A 16,345-nucleotide genomic window follows, 5' to 3' on the forward strand; every position below is an offset into this window, starting at 1 on the left:
GCTGTAATTTCGAGTTCCATGTCTTCCTCTGTGTGCGGTTATATTCGTGCTGGACAGCAGAAATATAACACATGCGGGGAAGCATGGATTTTTCAAGATTTATAGGTCACAACTTGGGTTATATGATAGGATCAATCATGTTCCGCCTCCATGAATTCTTCAGGTGAACAGATTACGGGCTTGCCTTTTAAACGTATTCAGTGGCTCGGCAGTGAGCAGCCTGACGATCAAGGTGAACAACTACGCCGCCTTGAAGACGCTGGTCGTCAACGACTACGACGGCAGGCTGGTGGATATTCTGGATGTGAAGATGGGGTGAGAGGGGAATTAAGCGCAGCGAAAGCAAGATGAAAAATCCGCTTTCGTTGCGCTATCCATCAATGCTGACGCGCAGTGCCGTCCGGCTGGATACTTTGGGCGCGTACGGTAAAAAGTTGGGTGTTTTCGTAAATCCCGATCCTCGATAGGTCGCGCCAAAGGTCACCTGACGAAGGTGATTTCTCGCTTCCCGCTGGCACGAACCGTACTGGCCCCGGATAATAAAAATAGATCGCCATCTGCTTGCCCTGCTGGCGGACTACTGGTGGTAGTCCGAACAGCCCCACCCATTCACCTGTACCGACATTGAGAGGCTTGGCACCACCAACATCCGGAACTTGAGCTGGTTTCGTGAGCGTAAGAAAATGAGGTTCCTTGTCGGATAGGTCAAACACCTTGGGGAGATCGGAGAATCGTACATCTCCGTTTATAATGAGGAAGAGCTTTATGTGACCTTGTGTATCACCACCACGCATCAGAGCATCTGTATAGCCACTGGTATCGATTCTCATAACTCGGTCTGTACTATCTGTGTTCAGGACGAGGATGTAAAGCAACTGCCCTCGAGGGCCGACGAAATACGCTTGACCAGCTCCGTCATATCCCTTTACTTCAAGATAGTAGTGCGGCTCATGTAGTACAGACAGAACTCCATCGGGCGGGAGCGACCAGAGAATTTCCTGGCCTGGTTGAGTTGTTCGGTAGGCTCGCGCTGAGATTATGTTTTCGCTCTTGGAGCATCCCATTTCTGCGGCGAGTAGCATCGTGCCTAAAAATATGAGAAACCGTAGAGACAACATGGTCAATTGCGACTTATCTCCTGTCTGTCTAACAAAGTAAAGTAACGTAGTTGGGGAGAGCGAAGCACTCCCCAACCTACATATTGATTCCCCCGCAACCCAACCTCAAATAATCGCCTTCATCGCGCCCATGTAGCCGCGCAGCTCCGCGCCGATCACTTCCACACCGGTGCTGCGGATGATCCGGTTGACCTCGATCAGCTCCTTGTTGCTGACAGAGTTGTCCTTCACATCCAGCCCCTTGCCAATCACATCCGCGTCCACAGTCTTCATGAAGTCTTGCAGCAGCGGATAGGCCGCATGATTGAAGAGGTAGCAGCCGTACTCCGCCGTGTCAGAAATCACCACGTTCATTTCATACAGCTTCTTGCGGGTGATCAGATTGGCGATCAGCGGCAGCTCGTGCAATGACTCGTAATAGGCTGACTCCGCCTTGATGCCGGACGAAACCATGGTGTTGAAGGCCAGCTCCACGCCCGCTTTGACCATCGCCACCATCAGGATGCCTTTGTCGAAATACTCCTGCTCGCTGATGGCCACATCCGCCGCTTCGGTCTTCTCAAAGGCGGTCTCGCCAGTGGCCTTGCGCCATGCGAGCAGGTTGGCATCATCATTGGCCCAGTCCTGCATCATGGTCGTGGAGAAATGCCCGGACATGATGTCATCCATGTGCTTGCAGAAAAGCGGCTTGAGGATGCGCTTCAGCTCGTCAGCAAGATGGAAGGCCCGCAGTTTGGCCGGATTGGAAAGCCGGTCCATCATGTTGGTGATGCCGCCGTGCTTGAGGGCCTCGGTGATGGTCTCCCAGCCGTTCTGGATCAGCTTGACCGCATAGCGGGCATCCATGCCCAGCGCAACCATCCGCTCGAAGCAGAGCAGCGAGCCGGTTTGCAACATGCCGCAGAGGATGGTCTGCTCGCCCATCAGATCAGACTTCACCTCAGCAACAAAGGAGGACTCCAAGCAGCCAGCGCGATGCCCGCCTGTGCCTGCCGCATAAGCCTTGGCAATGTCCCAGCCGATGCCGAGCGGGTCGTTTTCGCGGTGCACCGCCAGCAGGGTCGGCACGCCGAAGCCGCGCTGGTACTCGTGCCGCACCTCGGTGCCGGGCGACTTGGGCGCAACCATGATCACGGTGATGTCCTTGCGGATCTGCATCCCTTCTTCAACAATGTTGAAGCCGTGCGAGTACGACAGGCAGGCGTTTTGCTTCATCAGCGGCATCACCGCCTTGATCACGCCGGAATGCTGCTTGTCCGGGGTCAGGTTGATGACCAGATCAGCGCTCGGCAGCATCTCCTGATAGGTGCCGACCTTGAAGCCGTTCTCGGTGGCCCGCTGCCAGGACAGCCGCTTGCTGGCAATGGCCTCGTCGCGCAGGGTGTAGGACACGTCCAAGCCGCTGTCGCGCAGGTTCAGACCTTGGTTTAGACCTTGCGCCCCGCAGCCGACAATGACGATTTTCTTGCCTTTCAGGGCTTCAACTCCGTTGAACTCTGAGGACTGCATGAAGCGGCAGCGGCCCAGCTCGTCAAGCTGAAGACGCAGGGGCAGGCTGTTGAAGTAGTTGCTGGACATGATGAATTCTCCTTGTGCGGAATTGAAAGATGTCGAATGGTGCTATCTTACCAGCAAACGCTGCGGCGTAAAGGGTTTTGTGCGGAAGGGCGGGGTAAGGGCGGCTTTTTTATTTGTTTTCCCAGAGAGGGTGCGACGCATTTTTGCGTGACAAATAAAGTGCCCCGTCCCAAGGGGCTGGGTATTGATAACAAAGGTTTTTACCAGATAACGTTGCAAGCGAAGTGATGTCAAACCCAATGCTTCGCAATAAAATTTTCGATGGTGCAGTAGAAATTTTTAAAAATATCTGAAGGTTGAAATGTTATATAAGCAAACCTGCGTCCTAACCAATGAAAAATACAGGCACCGCTGTTTTTCTCCGCGCTGAGGCTGGGCCGCTGAACCATAGCCCTTGCAAAGAACCGCTCTACAAGGTACATTTCAGCGGCGACGGCCATTCCAACAAGAGACAGGCGGGCGGCATCGGCAGCTGAAGAGCTGCCGGCACAGGGTAAGATTTTGCACAGGAGACAAGGGATGTTGAATCTGCGCGGAAAAACGGCGTTAGTCACCGGAGGATCACGCGGCATAGGCCGGGCCATCGCCCTGCGGCTGGCGGAGCATGGCGCGGACATCGTGATCAATTATGTCCGCCACCGGAGCGATGCCGAGGAGACAGCAGCGGCAGTTGAGCAGCACGGGGTGCGCTGCCTGACCGTCAAGGGCAATGTCGCCGAAGAGAAGGATATTGTCGCCATGTTCGAGCAGATTCGCGCCTCGTTTCAGCGGCTGGACATCTTGGTTTCCAATGCGGCCTCCGGCGTGCTCAAACCGGCCTTGGAGCTGACGCAGCGGCATTGGGACTGGGCGATGGACATCAACGCCCGTGCGCTGCTGACCCTGACTCAGCAGGCCGTGCCGATGATGGAGCAAGGCGGGCGGGTGCTGGCCATCTCCAGCCTTGGCGCAGTGCGGGCAGTGCCTAACTACACCGTGGTTGGCGCCTCAAAAGCGGCGTTGGAGTCACTGGTCCGCCATTTGGCCGTGGAGCTTGGCCCGCGCAAGATCACGGTCAACACCATCAGCGCAGGCGTGGTGGACACCGACGCGCTGAAGAAATTCCCCAACCGCGATGAAATCATCAGCCAGTCGCTGGCAGGAACGCCGCTGGGCCGCCTGACCACGCCGGAAGATGTGGCTGATCTGGCCCTGTTCCTGTGCGGTGACGGCGCGGCCATGATTCATGGCCAAGTTGTTGTTGTTGACGGCGGCTACGCAGTCCGGGGCTGACAGTTCTTTTCTTCGCTCAAAAAAATTAAAGCCGCAGCACGGTGTTTCGTGCTGCGGCTTTTTTTTGCCAGAGTATCAGCGAAATATCACATATACCCGCCGTAGCCGGAAATTTGGCCTGCGTAAACCATCGCAAAACGGATCACCGCGCTGCCGACCAGCACCAGCACTGCGCTGGCGTTCATCAGCAGAAGACCAGAGGTGGTCAGCTCCTCAGTGTGCTCGCCGGTGACTTCCAAGAACTTCAGCACAATCGCCAGCGGCAGACAGATGCCGATGATGAGGATGCTGAGGAAATACGGGAAGAATTCATGCGACTTGCTGAAGAAGGGCATGATCGCCTGCCGATGGGCGGCATCGCCGGTGTAATGGCCGTAGAAGAACAGCAGCAGGATGATCAGTTCGGCGATGATCAGCCAGATGTCAACCTTGGTGAAGAAGAGCTTGGTCTCCTTGGTCTTGGCGACAATAATCATCACCGCCGCGCCTGCGCTCATGCCGCTGCACAGGAAGAGCATCGGCAGAATGGCCGAGTTCCACAGAGGCCGGGCCACCAAGCTGCTGAGAAGAATACCGGTGTAGATGGCCAGCAGGATGCCGGCAATGAAGTTGGCCTTGGCCAGCTTGAACAGGTGCGGCTGCATCTTGTCAGCGAAGCCGCGCAGATCAGGATTCTTGATCTTGGCTTTGATTGCGTCCGGCAAGGCGGCCAGCGCATACAGGATCATCAGCGGATAGATGACAAAAACTATCCATGCGCCCCAGCTCATCGGCGAGACCGGCTTGAAGGCCAAGTAGAACCAGAAGGCGTTGAATGGCCGCTCCAGATCAAAATTGAGGAAGAGCAAGCCGATGGCCAGCAGGATCGGAGCGATGACCGGAATCTGCCACGAGCAGGAGCTGTCCACCTTGCCTTTTTTAGGCCGGATGTAGTTGATCGCGCTCATGCTCATCAGGCCGCCGGACATGCCGCCAAGAAACAGATAAATGGCCACCCGCCAGTCCCAGACGTGCATGACAGGGTAGGTGATGGCGTTGGTGCCGACAATATTCAGTTCCATAGCACTCCCTCCTCAGCTTTTCCGGGGATACTGATTGATGTAATAGACGTGCGGCTGGGTGCCGACTTCCGGCTTCAGCACGCGCCAGCTCTGCTCCCGCAGGATTTTGCTGACCTCGCTGTTGGGATCGTTTGCATCGCCGAACATCCGCGAGCGGCCGATGCAGGTGGCGACGCAGGCAGGCTCCTTGCCCTCCTTGACGCGGTGCTGGCAGAAGGAGCATTTGTCGGCATAGCCGTGCTCCTCATTGATGTAGCGGACATCATAGGGGCAGGCGGCGACGCAGGCTTTGCAGCCCACGCATTTGTGTCGGGTGATCTGCACCGTGCCGTCCGCTTCCTTATGCGAGGCTCCGGTCGGGCAGATGTTCACGCAGGGCGGACGGTCGCAGTGGTTGCACAATTCTGAACGCATTTCCGTGCGCAACCGAGGAAACTCGCCTTTCACCATCTCGACCACGCGGGTGCGGTACTGATCCTGCGCGATGCCGTTCTCGCGCTTGCAGGCGACCACGCAGGCCATGCAGCCGACGCAGCGCGACTGGTCTATGACCATGACATATCTGGGCATTTATCAGGCCTCCTTGATAATCTTGACAAAGTTGACCCGCATCCCGGTGCCGCCGGTGATCGGGTCCACTTTATACCGGGTTATGAGCTGCTGGTCGTCTGCGCCACGCCCGTGCGCTTTGGTCAGGCTGGGAGAATTGTGGCCGAAGCCGTGCACCATATACACGCAGTCGCGGCGGATGCGCTCAGTGACTTTGACCCGCACCGGGCCGACGGTCGCTTTGTCCTGGTTCTCCAGCTTGACGAGCTGCTTGTCTTTCAGGCCAAGCGCCTCAGCCTCTTTTTTGTTCAGCCAGACCTCGTTTTCGCGTTGCAGCTCCCACAGCCATTGGTCGTTGATTGTCCGGCTGAAGGTGTGCACCGGGCTGCGGCCATATAGCAGGCGGTACATGCCCTCTGGCGGCTGCTCGGTCGGCTCGTATTTGGGCACTGGATCAAAACCGTGGCTTTCCAGCGCGGCACTGAACAGCTCAATCTTTTCCGAATCGGTTTTGAATTCCGGCTGATTGTCAGTGGTGATGTACGGCTTGAAGGTACCCGGCTGGCTGACATACCCCTTGTCAACCAGCTCGGCGTAGTTGATGCCCCAGGCCTCAGCCTGCCGTTTCATCCGCGCTTCCCAGCTGTCCTTGACCGCGAACTCCGGCTTGCCCATTTTTTTGCACAGCTCGCTGGCGATCCACCATGCGGGCTTGGTGTCGTACATCGGCTCAATCGCAGGCTGCCGGAGAGAGACACCGGCCTCGCGGGATTCAATTTTGAACAGGCCGTCGTGCCGCTCTAAATAGGTGCATTCCGGCAGAATGACATCCGCCAGCATCACGGTTTCCGATGGCATGATGTCCACCGCGACCATGAAATCCAGTTTGCTGATCGCTTCGCGGGTCTGTGCCGGAGCAGGCAGGGCCTTGATCATGTCCGTGCCGCAGACAAACAGGGCTTTGATCGGGTACGGCTCGCCAGTGATGATCGTGTCCCGCACCACCTGGGTCAATCCCTCGCCGCCCGCAAAGGGGAAATTGCCTTTGATGACCGGCGGTTTTGCTGGATCGGCATACTTGGGCGCACCGTCGCTGAAGCTGGGGAACTTGCCTTTCGGCGGCAGCCACATGCCGCCTTCCCGGCCCCATGTGCCAAGAAGGGCGTTCAGAATCGCCATCGCCCGGACACGCTGCGCGTCGTTGCCATACCACGCCAAATGACGGCCCGGATGCACCACCACGTTGGGCGCATAACGGCCCAGCTCCTCTGCCGCCGCAACAATGTCCGCCTCAGGCAGGTCGGTCTCTTTGGCGCACCACTCCGGGGTGTACTGCGCCACCGCTTCTTTCACTTTATCAAAACCGACGGTGTACTGCTCGACATAGGCTTTGTCGTACAGCTCGCGGCTGATGATGATGTTGATCCAAGTCAGGAGCAGGGCGGTGTCGGTGCCGGGCTTGATCGGCAGCCAGAGCCAGGATTTTGAAGCGGCGGTGGAGTAGCGGGGGTCAACGCAGATGATCTTGCAGCCGTTGCCCACGGCTTGGGCAAACTCCTGCGTCTGGGAGTTGTGCATGTTTTCGCCCAGATGGGTGCCAAACAAGGCGACGACCCGGCTGTTTTTCAGGTCAACCCGCTCGCAGCTTGTGGCAGGCTTGTGGCCGAGCGTCAGCTCCCACATCGCGTCGCGGATGCCCTTGCACTGGGCGAAGGAAGCGAAGGCGATGTTGCCGCTGCCCAAGGCCTTGAGCAAGTTGGTGAAATAATCGCCGGGCGAGCCGTGCGACATCATGGCGATGGATTCCGGGCCGTATTTGGCGATGATCGCGTTCAGCTTCTCCGCTGTGTAGCTGAAGGCCTCGTCCCAGCTCACTTCTTTATATTTGCCGTCGCCGCGCTCGCCGGTGCGGATCATCGGCTTTTTCAGACGGTCCGGGTCATAGAGCTGGCCAATGCCTGCCTGACCGCGTGCGCAGAGTTTGCCCATGCTCTGCGGATGGAGCGGATTGCCTTCCAGCTTCACCACCTTGCCGTCCTTGACTTTGGCGATTGCGCCGCATTTCCAGAAGCACATCTCGCAGCTCGTCGGCACATACTTGACATCGCCGCCTTCCGCCTCAGCCCTGGCGCGGGCTGAGAAGAATGGCGTGTCGGCGATTGCCGCGCCTCCGGCGGACATGGCGGCGTATTTGAGAAAATTCCTCCTCGAAAAAGCCATCACATTCTCCTTAGTTCAAAAAAGTATCTTAAGGCCGGGCAGCCTTCCGGCCAGGGTGTTCGTCGCGCAAAAAAAGACTTTCTTTTAGCGCAGATTGTGGCGGCTGTCAACTGCCACAATGTCATACTTTTCAGGAAATTGCGATACAACGTGCCACATCGTGCCAGTGCTGCCGCGTGGTATCAGCAAGAATGCAGCCGTGTTGCGAGAAAAGCGAAAGAGGGAAATCAGGGCTGGAAAAAAGTCCGCAGCACCCGGCAAAGATGCCAGCAGTCCACACTGGCGGCGGTCTCGCGGATGGAGTGCATGGCCAACGAGGGAATGCCGACATCAACGGTTTCCACGCCCAGCTCGGCGGCAGTCAGCGGGCCGATGGTCGAGCCGCAGCCCATGTCGCTGCGGGAGACGAATTCCTGAACCGGCACGTCCGCTTTGGTGCAGAGCTGGCGGAATTTGGCTGCCGAAGCCGCCGTGGTGGCGTAGCGCTGGTTGGCATTGAATTTAATCACCGGCCCTTTGCCGAGCTGCGGCAAATGCTGAGGATCGTGCTTGGCGGCGTAGTTGGGATGAACAGCGTGGGCGTTGTCAGCGGAAATGAAAAACGATTTTCGCAGCGCAGCCTGCCGAGCTTCGGTCTCCGGCAGCAGCCGTTCGAGCACGTCGCGGAGCAGCGGCCCTTTGGCTCCGGCAGCGGAGACGCTGCCCACTTCCTCATGATCATTGAGAATGATCAGACAGTTGTCCTGCGCATCCGCCAAACGCAATGCCTGAACTGCGGCAAAGCAAGAGACCAAGTTATCTAACCGTGCGCTGACGATGAATTCCTGATGCAGCCCGGCCAAAGCGGGCGGAGTTGCATCATAGAAAAACAGCTCATGGTCAATCAGTCCGGCAGGTTCGGCATCCGGCTGCTGGCTGCGGAGCTGCTCGCGCAGCAGGTGCTGGAAGTCGGTCGCCGCTTCGCCGATCAGCCCGGCCAGCGGCACCAATTCCGTTTGACTGTTGATATCCTGCTGCTTATTGGCCTCACGATTCAGGTGGATGGCCAAACTGGGAATGACCGCCACGGGCCGCTGAACATCGAGCAATGCCGAGCGCAGACTGCCGTTTTTGTCCTGCCACGCCACACGCCCGGCCAAAGACAGCTCACGGTCAAACCAAGGCCGGAGCAGCGCACCGCCGTAAATCTCCACGCCAAGCAGGAGGCAGCCTTGCTCTTTGCGCAGCGGATTGGGCTTCAGCCGCAAGCTGGGGCTGTCCGTGTGCGCCCCGATCAGGCGGAACGCGCCGCCGCCGTTCCAGGTGAAGCCGATCAAGCTGGATTCATTGCGCAGGACAAAATAGTTGCCCGCAGGCAAGCGGCCCCAGCTTGCTTGCTCGTCAAGCTGGACAAAGCCGCTTTCCCGCAGCAAGGCGGCGGCAGACGCGGCGGCATGAAAAGCGGTCGGCGAGGTGCGAAGAAAACTGATCAGTTCGGCGAGGCAGGCATCGTGCGGCAGCATGGTCGTCCCCAAGAAAAATTCTGCGCGTTGGCGGTTGGTTGATGCAGGACTTTAGCACGAATGCGCGGTCGAGGGCAAGTGCCGGAGGCAAGAAAAGAAGGCGGCCTTTATGGCAGCCGCAGCCGCGATGCCGCCAGTTCAGCGGCCAGCAGCAGTGCCGCAGCCAGCAGCGGCCAAGCAACCAGCTCGTTGTGCTGGGAAAATTGCCTGATTTTTCTGCTGGTTTTTTCCATTGAATTGATGGCTTCGTAAATCGTTGCCAGCGAGCTGCTGTCAGTGGCCCGGAAATATTTCGCCTTGGTCAGACCCGCAACCTTAGTCAGCGTGGTTTCGTCAATATCCACCTCCGCCTGAATCATGCGGGGGCGGCCAAACATATCCACGCTGGGCACCGGCGCGACACCGCGCTTGCCTGCGCCAATGGTATAGACCTTGATCTGCATCACCGCCGCCGCTTCCGCCGCTGCGAGAGGCGCGACTTTGCCCGCGTTGTTCACCCCGTCAGTGAGCAGGATCATGATGCGCGATTTAGCCTGCTGGTCGCGCAGGCGGTTCACGCCAGCAGCGATAGCCGAGCCGATGGCGGTGCCATCCTCATCAATCATGCCGATGCGCAGCGAATCCAGCCGCTGCCGCAGCCAGCTATGGTCAAGGGTCAGCGGGCAGACTAAATAGGGCCTGCCGGCGAAGGCGACAAGGCCGATGCGGTCGCTGGGCCGGTCGCTGATGAATTTAGCCACCACAGTTTTGACCACGTCCAAACGGCTGGATGAGCCGCTGAGATCCATCGCCTTCATCGAGCCGGAGATATCCACGGCCAGCAGAATATCAATGCCGGAAGCCTCGATTTCGGTGCTGGTGCGGCCCCACTGCGGCCTGGCCATGCCGATGATCAGCAGGCCAACTGCCGCCAGCCGCAGCCAAGCCAGCAGCTTGCCGGGACTGACTTTGCGGCTCCCAGCAATAAGCCGCACGGCTGAGACCGAGGAAAAAAGCATGGCCGGAGCTTGACCGCTCCGGCTGCGCAGCCAAGCCAGCAGCGGCAGGACAAGCAGCAGCCAGAGGAGCTGCGGTTCAGCGAAACGGAAACTGTCCATCTTATTTCTTTGCCGCCTCCGCCCGGGTTGTTTCAACAAAAGCGCGGAGCTGGCTTGTCATTTCCCTCATGTCCGCCTCGTTCAGCGCGGCTTCGGCAAATTTCGCCGCCTCGCAGAGCGCAAGCCAAGCCCGCAGCGTGTCGGAATACTCTTGCAGCAGCTCCGCCGCGTTTTCGTCCGTGACACGCTGAATCAGCTCGCTGGCCGTCTGCTGCTGCGCGGCGATGCCGAAACGTTCCGCCAAATAGTGGCGCAAGGTTTGATCAAAGAGCGCGGCAAAGGCGGCGCAGTCATGGGCGGCAATCAGGCCGTCCGCCTGCGCTAGGCCGAGTAGCGCGGTTTCATGAGGCAGCGGCGCAGGCTGCGGTTTGCGCTTCCTCTTTCGCAGATACACAAAAAGCAGGCCGCCGCCGAGCAGCGCGGCTCCTGCGGCAATCGGCCAACGCGGCATCGCTTCCGGCAGAGGCACCGGCGGCTCAATCTCTATTTCCTCTGCGTCGGCTTGAACGGAAGGAGCTGTAGCAGGCTGCTGCGCCTGCAACGGCGCGGCCAGCAGCAGAAAAAAGAGCAGGACAATGCGGCGGCGGCTCATCGCGACAGCCTCCGGCTGCGGGCGCGGAAAAATCCCATCAGCGGCGCAAGATAGGGCGTGCCGGTCGAAAGCTGGAGCAGATCAATGCCCATGCCGAGCAGGGCGCGGGCAAAGCGTTCCCGCAGGTCGCCGCTCAGATTGGCGTAAGCCCGCCGCGTCCATTCGTCCGAACTGTTGAGCAGTATCTGCTCGCCGCTTTCTGCGTCCTCCAAGGTGATCCAGCCTGCATCTGGCAATTCCAGCTCGCGCGGGTCCGTGACCGAGACCGCGATCAGATCGTGGCGGCGGGCTGCGGCTTGCAGCTTGGGCCGCAGCACTTGCAGCGCGTCGTCGAAATCGCCGGGCAGGCAGAAATCCGAGATGAGGAAGGTCACGCATTTCCGCTTCGCCACCCGGCTGAAGAAGTCGAGCGCGCCGCCGATGCCCGTGCCTTTGCCCTGCGGCTGAAAAAAAAGAATCTCCCGGATCACCCGCAGGATGTGGCTGCGGCCTTTGTCCGGGGGGATATACAATTCGGCGAAGTCGGAAAAAAGAAGCAGCCCGACTTTGTCGCTGTTGCGCACGGCGGAAAAAGCCAGCACAGCGGCCAGCTCGGCCATGACCTCGCGCTTGGACTGCCTGCCGGAGCCGAAACTCCCTGACGCGCTGAGATCAATCAGGAGCATGATGGTCAGCTCGCGCTCCTCAGCGAATTTCTTCACATGCGCGATGCCGGTGCGGGCGGTGACATTCCAGTCGATGGTTCTGACCTCGTCGCCCGGCACGTATTCGCGCACTTCGTCGAAATTCATGCCCCGGCCTTTGAAAACGGAATGATAGCTGCCAGCGAGGCTGCTGTCGGCCATCCGCCGCGTGCGCACCTCAATCTGCCGCACCTTTTTCAGGATTTCCCTGACCGCCGCTGTTTCCATGCGCTCAGGGCACCGGCACGGTTTCCAGCAGCCTGCGGATGATGTCCTCGCTGCTGATGCCTTCAGCTTCAGCCTCGTAGCTGGTGCGGACGCGGTGGCGGAGCACGTCCGGGGCGCAATTTTTGATGTCGTCCGGGATGACGTAGCCGCGCCCGTTGAGATAGGCCAAGGCGCGGGCCGCCGCTTTCAGGCTGATTGTCGCCCTCGGCGAGGCACCGGTTTCGATATGGCCGCGCATTCCGGCGTTGGGTCCGGTCGGCTCGCGGGTCTCGCAGATCAGATCAACGATGTAGTCTTTGATCCGCTCGTCCACATAGATGCTGTCCACCACCTTGCGGGCGGCCAATATTTCTTCCGGCGCGAGGATTGGCGGCATGACCGTTTTGTCGTCGACGTAATCCAGCAGGTCAAGGATGCGCCGTTCCTCCTCGCGGCTGGGATAGCCGACTTTGACCTTGAGCATGAAGCGGTCCACCTGCGCTTCCGGCAGCGGGTAGGTGCCTTCCTGCTCAATCGGATTCTGCGTCGCCAGCACAAGAAACAGCTCCGGCAGGGCAAAGGTGTTTTCGCCGATGGTCACCTGCCGCTCCTGCATCGCTTCCAAGAGCGCCGACTGCACCTTGGACGGAGCGCGGTTGATCTCGTCGGCGAGAATCAGCGAGGCGAAAATCGGCCCCTGCTTGACGACAAAGCTGGTGTCTCTGGGATTATATATTTCCGTGCCGATAATATCCGCAGGCAGCATGTCCGGGGTGAACTGAATGCGGCGGAAGCTCGCCGAGACAGCGGCGGCCAAGGTTTTCACCGCCAAGGTCTTCGCCAGGCCCGGCAGGCCCTCCAGCAAAATATGTCCGCCGGTGAGCAGGCCGATCAGCAGCCGCTCAACCAGCCGCTCCTGGCCGACGATGCGTTTGGCCATTTCATTTTTCAGCAGCCCGGCCCAGGCCCCGCTCTCCCGCACGGCCCGGCTGATTTCCGCAACCGGCAGGCTCTGCTCCGGGGCCGCGCCGCCAAGGGTCTGATTCATCGTTCTTCTCTCCTCCGCATCCCGGCTGTCTCAGCCGGGCGCATTGCTCCGCCCGGCAGGAAGACTGCCAGAGCAATTGACATGCGCCGCTTTTCGACCTACACTGTTCAGAAATTATCATATATACTTCCGCGCTGAAGACATTGCAACTTTCACCGCACGTTCTGGGCATGGCTTTTTTCGATTTTCTCAAAAGACTGGCTGATTCCGGCGCAGCTGACCGGCGCAGGCGGCTGGAAGCCGCCTCTTTCCGCCACGAGGAGGACGAGGCGGAGGACTGCGCGGCGTTGGACTGCATTAAGATCAACGCGGAGCAGCCGCCCGCCGCTGCGCCGGATTTGGCGGTCAGCCCGGCGGCAGCCGCCGGACCTGCCGCGCCGCCGGAGATGCCGCCCGCCGCAGCGCGGCAGCCTGCGCCCCTGCCGCAGCCTGGCGGCATTTACGCCATGCAGGAGCGCAACGGCGGCCTCTACCGCTTGGTCAAAGTCGTTCATGCCGAAGACAACATGGTGCACATTCTCCGCTACGCCGGACGTTTCCTGCAAATTCCTGAGCGGCTGGACGAGGAGGAGCTGCATCTCGGCGTGGATGCCATAGACGGCTCTTTCGGCGCGGCGCATCTGCCCATTCCGGCCCAGTCCTTTGCGGTCAACAGCATTCATCTTGCTGACAATGCGCTGGCGGACGAGGATTTCCGGGGCTGGCGGCTGTATGTGGATTCCATTTACGACTGCCTGAGCGAAAGCGCGCCGCCGTGGCTGCGCAAAGCTGGCTCCTACGCGGCCTGGCGCGATGACCGCAACGCGATGGCCGCTCTGGCCGACCGCTATCTGCTCGGCGCGGCTTTGCCCAGAGACAGCAAGAAAGCCCGCTATTGGCTGAACCGGCTGGTGCAGCAAGGCATCGGTCTGGCGCAGCCCGGCGAGCAGGCGCGGGAGGAATATCAGCTGCTCACCGGCGGCGTGTATGTCCGCGAGATGGAGGACGGCTGGGCGGTCTGCAAGGCCGTGCTGAAGGACAAGAACGGCGTGCAGCTGCTGATCTGCCCGGCCCGTTTCGAGCAGCCGCCGAAAAAGACCAATCCGGCCAGGCTGCTGGCGCAGGCCGGACAAGATTTCGCTCATGCCTCCCTCAGCGCGGACAGCTTCCTCAGCCGCCCGGCTGTGTTCATGGGCCTGCTGCCGATCACGCTGGAAGAGCTGCTCTGCTACCGGAAGCATTTGCAGGCACTCTGCGGCGAAACCGAGCTGCGCCCCAGCACCTTCGAGCTGATTCTGCAAAAAGCCGAGGCAGGCGAGGCCGAGGCGCAGATGGAGGCCGCGCAGATTTACCTCAGCGGCGATCCTGAATGGGAAGTGGAGCAGAGCATTGCCGCTGGCGTGACCTGGCTGACCGAGGCCGCCAATCTCGGCCACGGCCCGGCGGCCCATGCCTTGGCGATGATCTGCCGCGACGGGGCTGGCGACACGGTGGCGCAGGACGCGCCGCTCAGTTTTGAATGGCTGCTCTACGCCGCCCAGCTTGATTACGGCCCGTCCCAGATAGAGGTGGCGGCCTGCTGCCTGCAAGGCCGGGGCTGCCCGCAAGATCATGCCTTGGCGCACGCTTGGCTTTCTGTCGCCGCCAGCCACGACAACGGCCTGAGCGAGGAGGAGAAGCAGATCGCCCGGCAGCAGCGGCAGGATTTGGATGCCCGCCTGCCCGCCGCGCAAAAAGCCAAAGCCCGCGATTATTTCCGCCAGCTTCAGGAATCTTTTGCCGCCGGAACAGAGTGAAACAGGAGGCTGCGGCAGCTTATTCCCCTGCCGCTTGCAGGACGCTGCCGTAAATCTCCAAATTCAGCTCGGCAAAAAAGGTCTCCATGAACTCATGCCGCCGCCGGGCAATTTTTCTGCCGAGCGGAGTCAGCATTTCCTTGCTCACTTTGGACATTTTCACCTGAAATTCCCGATAGGCGGTGTCCTCGCCAGAATAGGCAACCGTGGCGGAGTGATCCGCATCAGCGTTGTGCAGCCGCGCCCCGATCTGTCCGGCAAAAAGAAAAGCCCGGCCAATGCCAACCGCGCCGATAGAATCCAGCTTGTCGGCATCAAAGAGAATTTTTTCTTCCAAGCTCTCCGGCTCCGTGTCGCCCCGGAAGCGGTGGCTGCGAATGCAGCGGCAGATTGCCGTCCGGTCTTCCTCGGAATAGCCCAGCTCGCGGAGTATCGGTTCCGCCATATCCGCGCCGATGTCGGCATGACAGAGTCCGCCTTTGCTCCGGCTTTCTTGGCTGCGTCCAATATCATGCAGCAGGGCCGCCGGAGCGAGAATATCCAAACGCGCCCCCATGCTCCTGCCTATGGCCATAGCGTTCTGAAAAACCCGCTCGGTGTGATCAGGGCCGTGCGAGCCGCCTTCTTCCAGACAATACCGTGCGCTGATCCGGCGCAGCTCCGCCAGCAGTTCCGGCGGCGTTTCCTTATCGTGCGTCGTCGTCATGCTGTTTCTCCGAAATACTCCTGCAACAGCCAGCGCAGGCCGAGCAGCAGCAGTTCCTCATCATCCCCGGCCAAGGCGCGCAGTTCCGCAACCGCAAGCGGGCGGCGCATCGCAATTCTGCCGTCGGCCATTTCCTGGCGGAAAAAATCCACGTTATACAGAGCCATGACGTACTGATCCATCTGCGCTTGGCTGAGGCGGAATCCGGCCTGAATCTTGGGATGCTGGAGCAGCCGCAAGAGCTGGTCATTGCAGCGGTTGTATTCCGTCAAGCCTTGAGCGTGAAAATATTCTAGCGCGGTCTGCTCCGCTGACTCGGCAAAACCAAGGCAGTGCGGCTCGCGCAGGAGCACAAACCGCTCTTCCGCCGCGCCATCCGCCCGGCGCGAAATGCCCCGTCCGGCAGGATAGGCCCGGCAGGCCGCCGGACGGTCAGCATAAACGCTGCATCCCTGTTCTGTGACAAAAACGCAGCTCGCTTTTCCGTCATCAATCATGGTCAGGAAACAGGCCGGAAAAATCATGCCCTCCTCCCAGGCAACCAGCACGTACTGCTCTAAAAAGCTGCCGGAATCCAGCTTGAGCCGTTTTTTCAGACGAAGCACGTCAAAGGGAGTCAGGGCGAGGTCAAGCTGGCGGCAGCAATCCGTGAAGCAGGCTGCGCCAGGCTGGCAGGCAAAACGAAATTTTTCTTCAGCCGCAAGAGGCTGGCAGCAGTCGGGAAGGGCACTGGGCATGATTTTATGCGATAAATCAGAATGAAGGCGGATTAATGAGATATTTTGTAGTGATTAGACACTATATCGATTTTTTCAAACAATCGGCATTGACTTTTTGCCAAGGTCTGAATCTTAATCTGAAATTGTGCAGTGCGCAAGCAATCTCCATGACTGTGTCAGCAAACCAGCGCAGCCAGTTTCTAAATTTATCTTTAACA

General features: G+C 59.4%; 15 protein-coding genes. 3 read left to right on the top strand and 12 right to left on the bottom strand.

From position 1 onward, the window contains the following. Window positions 1–377 precede the first annotated feature (377 nt). The gene (locus ACNKH6_RS06525; RefSeq protein WP_417914742.1) at window positions 378–1,124 is read right to left on the bottom strand and encodes a hypothetical protein; all 747 of its coding nucleotides are present in this window, start codon (window positions 1,122–1,124) and stop codon (window positions 378–380) included. 99 nt (window positions 1,125–1,223) lie between these two features. Next, the gene (ilvC, locus tag ACNKH6_RS06530) at window positions 1,224–2,696 is read right to left on the bottom strand and encodes a ketol-acid reductoisomerase (protein ID WP_417914743.1); all 1,473 of its coding nucleotides are present in this window, start codon (window positions 2,694–2,696) and stop codon (window positions 1,224–1,226) included. A gap of 332 nt (window positions 2,697–3,028) precedes the next feature. On the opposite strand from ilvC, the gene ACNKH6_RS06535 reads away from it, so the two are divergent. Together ACNKH6_RS06535 and fabL are read left to right on the top strand one after the other, a co-directional pair. Beyond that, window positions 3,029–3,172 (top strand): hypothetical protein, encoded by a 144-nt coding sequence (locus ACNKH6_RS06535; RefSeq protein ID WP_417914744.1) that lies wholly within the window; start codon window positions 3,029–3,031, stop codon window positions 3,170–3,172. A 52-nt stretch (window positions 3,173–3,224) separates the two neighbouring features. Then, a complete protein-coding gene (gene fabL, locus ACNKH6_RS06540) occupies window positions 3,225–3,968 on the top strand; it encodes an enoyl-[acyl-carrier-protein] reductase FabL (RefSeq protein WP_417914756.1) in 744 nt (247 codons plus the stop codon). A gap of 86 nt (window positions 3,969–4,054) precedes the next feature. On the opposite strand, the gene nrfD is transcribed toward fabL, so the two are convergent. The 8 genes from nrfD to ACNKH6_RS06580 all read right to left on the bottom strand — a co-directional run bounded on the left by nrfD (window position 4,055) and on the right by ACNKH6_RS06580 (window position 12,927). Continuing rightward, window positions 4,055–5,029 carry an NrfD/PsrC family molybdoenzyme membrane anchor subunit gene (gene nrfD / locus ACNKH6_RS06545; protein ID WP_417914745.1) on the bottom strand — a complete coding sequence of 325 codons (975 nt, stop codon included), beginning with the start codon at window positions 5,027–5,029 and terminating at the stop codon, window positions 4,055–4,057. 12 nt (window positions 5,030–5,041) lie between these two features. Next, the gene (locus ACNKH6_RS06550) at window positions 5,042–5,599 is read right to left on the bottom strand and encodes a 4Fe-4S dicluster domain-containing protein (protein WP_417914746.1); all 558 of its coding nucleotides are present in this window, start codon (window positions 5,597–5,599) and stop codon (window positions 5,042–5,044) included. 3 nt (window positions 5,600–5,602) lie between these two features. Next, window positions 5,603–7,798, bottom strand: coding sequence for a molybdopterin-containing oxidoreductase family protein (locus tag ACNKH6_RS06555; RefSeq protein WP_417914747.1), 2,196 nt, complete (start codon window positions 7,796–7,798; stop codon window positions 5,603–5,605). 227 nt (window positions 7,799–8,025) lie between these two features. Further along, window positions 8,026–9,312: a M18 family aminopeptidase gene (locus tag ACNKH6_RS06560; RefSeq protein WP_417914748.1), complete on the bottom strand. Its 1,287-nt coding sequence runs from the start codon at window positions 9,310–9,312 to the stop codon at window positions 8,026–8,028. A gap of 95 nt (window positions 9,313–9,407) precedes the next feature. Further along, window positions 9,408–10,397 (bottom strand): vWA domain-containing protein, encoded by a 990-nt coding sequence (locus ACNKH6_RS06565; RefSeq protein ID WP_417914749.1) that lies wholly within the window; start codon window positions 10,395–10,397, stop codon window positions 9,408–9,410. A gap of 1 nt (window position 10,398) precedes the next feature. Then, on the bottom strand, window positions 10,399–10,989 hold the full coding sequence (locus ACNKH6_RS06570; protein ID WP_417914750.1) for an LPXTG cell wall anchor domain-containing protein: 591 nt from the start codon (window positions 10,987–10,989) through the stop codon (window positions 10,399–10,401). Then, window positions 10,986–11,900, bottom strand: coding sequence for a DUF58 domain-containing protein (locus ACNKH6_RS06575; RefSeq protein ID WP_417914751.1), 915 nt, complete (start codon window positions 11,898–11,900; stop codon window positions 10,986–10,988). The genes ACNKH6_RS06570 and ACNKH6_RS06575 overlap by 4 nt, the downstream gene beginning before the upstream one ends. Window positions 11,901–11,904: 4 nt before the next feature. Then, on the bottom strand, window positions 11,905–12,927 hold the full coding sequence (locus ACNKH6_RS06580) for an AAA family ATPase (RefSeq protein WP_417914752.1): 1,023 nt from the start codon (window positions 12,925–12,927) through the stop codon (window positions 11,905–11,907). Window positions 12,928–13,097: 170 nt separating this feature from the next. Between ACNKH6_RS06580 and ACNKH6_RS06585 the strand changes: the two genes are divergently transcribed. Then, window positions 13,098–14,702 (top strand): tetratricopeptide repeat protein, encoded by a 1,605-nt coding sequence (locus tag ACNKH6_RS06585; protein ID WP_417914753.1) that lies wholly within the window; start codon window positions 13,098–13,100, stop codon window positions 14,700–14,702. 19 nt (window positions 14,703–14,721) lie between these two features. Here ACNKH6_RS06585 and ACNKH6_RS06590 read toward each other — a convergent pair whose 3' ends face one another. Beyond that, a complete protein-coding gene (locus ACNKH6_RS06590; RefSeq protein ID WP_417914754.1) occupies window positions 14,722–15,408 on the bottom strand; it encodes an HD domain-containing protein in 687 nt (228 codons plus the stop codon). Continuing rightward, window positions 15,405–16,145 (bottom strand): YkgJ family cysteine cluster protein, encoded by a 741-nt coding sequence (locus tag ACNKH6_RS06595; protein WP_417914755.1) that lies wholly within the window; start codon window positions 16,143–16,145, stop codon window positions 15,405–15,407. The genes ACNKH6_RS06590 and ACNKH6_RS06595 overlap by 4 nt, the downstream gene beginning before the upstream one ends. Window positions 16,146–16,345 lie beyond the last annotated feature (200 nt).

This window comes from Candidatus Electronema sp. JM (assembly GCF_048287415.1).
GTDB lineage: Bacteria > Desulfobacterota > Desulfobulbia > Desulfobulbales > Desulfobulbaceae > Electronema.